The sequence below is a fragment of the Streptomyces sp. NPDC054840 genome (genome assembly GCF_053611065.1).
In genome coordinates this window covers 1-2,850 of the sequence record NZ_JBSGZP010000823.1, presented here as the reverse complement: position 1 = coordinate 2,850, position 2,850 = coordinate 1, and the positions used below count along the sequence as shown (strand labels likewise).

Annotated in this window: 2 protein-coding genes; one reads left to right on the top strand and one right to left on the bottom strand. The window is 69.6% G+C overall.

What is annotated here, in order from left to right; genetic code table 11:
• Positions 1-51: 51 nt before the first annotated feature.
• Complete coding sequence (locus ACWGIU_RS34580; RefSeq protein ID WP_453712063.1) at positions 52-1,221, bottom strand: steroid 3-ketoacyl-CoA thiolase; 1,170 nt, start codon at positions 1,219-1,221, stop codon at positions 52-54.
• Between the two features lie 242 nt (positions 1,222-1,463).
• Between ACWGIU_RS34580 and ACWGIU_RS34575 the strand changes: the two genes are divergently transcribed.
• Entirely contained in the window at positions 1,464-2,708 is a 1,245-nt protein-coding gene (locus ACWGIU_RS34575; RefSeq protein ID WP_453712062.1) for a cytochrome P450, read from the top strand.
• Positions 2,709-2,850: the final 142 nt, after the last annotated feature.

Genomic DNA, 2,850 nt, shown 5'->3' with positions numbered 1-2,850 from the left:
GTCCGGCCACCGGGGCCTTCCGCATCCCATCCCACGGGTCTCAGTGGCGCCTCACAGGCGCTGGATGATCGTGCCGGTCGCCAGCGCGCCTCCCGCGCACATGGTGATCAGCGCGAACTCCTTGTCACGGCGCTCCAGCTCGTGCAGCGCGGTGGTGATCAGCCGGGCGCCGGTGGCGCCGACGGGGTGACCGAGCGCGATGCCCCCGCCGTTGACGTTGACCTTCTCCAGGTCCTGGCCGAAGACCTGCGCCCAGGACAGGACCACGGAGGCGAAGGCCTCGTTGATCTCGACGAGGTCGATGTCCCGCAGCGACATCCCGGCCTTGCCGAGCAGGGCCCGCGTCGCGTCGATCGGCCCGTCCAGGTGGTAGTGGGGGTCGGCGCCGACCAGGGTCTGGGCGACGATCCGGGCGCGCGGCTTGAGCTTGAGGGCGCGCGCCATCTTGCGCGAGGCCCACATGACGGCGGCGGCGCCGTCGGATATCTGCGAGGAGTTCCCGGCGGTGTGCACGGCGGTGGGCATGACCGGCTTGAGCCGGGCCAGCGCCTCCATGCTCGTGTCCCGCAGGCCCTCGTCCCGGTCGACCAGGCGCCACATGCCCTGTCCGGCGGCCTGCTCCTCCTCGGTCGTCGGCACCTGCACGGCGAAGGTCTCGCGCTTGAACCGCTCCTCGGCCCACGCCGCGGCGGCCCGCTCCTGGGAGAGGAGCCCGAGCCGGTCGACGTCCTCGCGGGACAGGCCCCGGTGGCGGGCGATCCGCTCGGCGGCCTCGAACTGGTTGGGGAGGTCGACGTTCCACTCGTCCGGGAAGGGTTTTCCCGGGCCGTGTTTGGACCCGGAGCCGAGCGGCACGCGGCTCATGGCCTCGACGCCGCAGGCGATGCCGATGTCCATGACCCCGCCGGAGATCATGTTGGCGACCATGTGGTTGGCCTGTTGCGAGCTGCCGCACTGACAGTCCACCGTCGTCGCGGCGGTCTCGTACGGGAGCCCCATGGCGAGCCAGGCGTTGCGGGCCGGGTTCATCGACTGCTCGCCGGCGTGCGTCACGGTGCCGCCGACGATCTGCTCGACGCAGTCGGGCTGGATTCCGGTACGGGCCAGCAGTTCGCGGTAGGTCTCACCGAGCAGGTAGGCGGGATGGAGGTTGGCGAGAGCGCCCCCGCGCTTACCGATGGGGGTGCGTACGGCTTCGACAATGACGGGTTCCGCGGCCATGAGCTCGTCCTCTCCTGCACTGCGTCAGCACGGCGGGCCGTCCCGGCGCCCCGCCCCGAACTAGTACGCGTTCTAGTTCCCTCCGCAGTCTTATGACCTGAGGCCCCGGCACGCAAGGGTCTTGCACGCGCCCTGCACGGATTCCACACGCAACAGTTGGCGCCACGACCCTTGTCACTTCTGGAACTCGTTACTACCTTCGAGCCAACTTCTGATGGTCCGTCAGACTTTGGAGTTGCCCGATGTCCTGCCCCGCACTGCCCGAAGGCTTCGACGCCACCGACCCAGACCTGCTCCAGAGCCGCGTCCCCTTCCCGGAGTTCGCGCAGCTGCGGCAGACCGCACCCGTGTGGTGGTGCCCGCAGCGGCGCGGTGTCACCGGCTTCGACGACGAGGGCTATTGGGCCGTGACCCGGCACGCGGACGTCAAGTACGTCTCCACGCACCCGGAACTGTTCTCCTCGACGACCAACACCGCGATCATCCGCTTCAACGAGCACATTCCGCGTGATGCGATAGATGCCCAGCGCCTGATCATGCTGAACATGGATCCGCCGGAACACACCCGCGTACGCCAGATCGTGCAGCGCGGCTTCACCCCACGGGCCATCCGCGGCCTGCAGGAGGCCCTGCGCGACCGCGCCCGGAAGATCGTCGAGGAGGCGTCGGCCACGGCCGCCGACGGCAGCTTCGACTTCGTCACGCAGGTGGCGTGCGAGCTTCCGCTGCAGGCCATCGCCGAACTGATCGGCGTACCGCAGAAGGACCGCGCGAAGATCTTCGACTGGTCGAACAAGATGATCGCCTACGACGACCCGGAGTACGCGATCACCGAGGAGGTCGGCTCCAACGCGGCGATGGAGCTCATCGGCTACGCGATGAACCTCTCGGCCCAGCGCAAGGAATGCCCGGCCAAGGACATCGTCACCCAGCTGGTGGCGGCCGAGGGCCAGGGCAACCTCGGCTCCGACGAGTTCGGCTTCTTCGTCCTGCTGCTGGCGGTCGCGGGCAACGAGACCACGCGCAACGCCATCAGCCACGGCATGCACGCCTTCCTGACCCACCCCGAGCAGTGGGAGCTCTACAAGGCGACCCGGCCGTCGACCACCGCCGAGGAGATCGTGCGCTGGGCCACCCCGGTGGTCTCCTTCCAGCGCACCGCCACCCAGGACACCGAACTGGGCGGCGCGAAGATCAAGGCGGGCGACCGGGTGGGGATGTTCTACTCCTCCGCCAACCACGACCCCGAGGTCTTCACCAACCCGGACGTCTTCGACATCACCCGCGACCCCAACCCCCACCTGGGCTTCGGCGGCGGCGGTCCGCACTTCTGCCTCGGCAAGTCGCTGGCGGTGATGGAGATCGACCTGATCTTCAACGCCCTGGCCGACACCCTCCCGAACCTCCACCTCACGGACGCTCCCCCACGCCGCCTCCGCGCGGCCTGGCTCAACGGCATCAAGGAACTCCGCGTCACCCACCCCTGACCCACGCAGTCCCACGCCAAACCCCTGGGCCCCGATCTCCAGCCCCGCCGCCCCACCCAGCCCCGCCGGCGTCCGAGGCGCGGGGCACGGGGCGAAGCCCCGCTCTTCAGCCCCACCGGCGTTTGAGGCGCGGGGTCCGGGG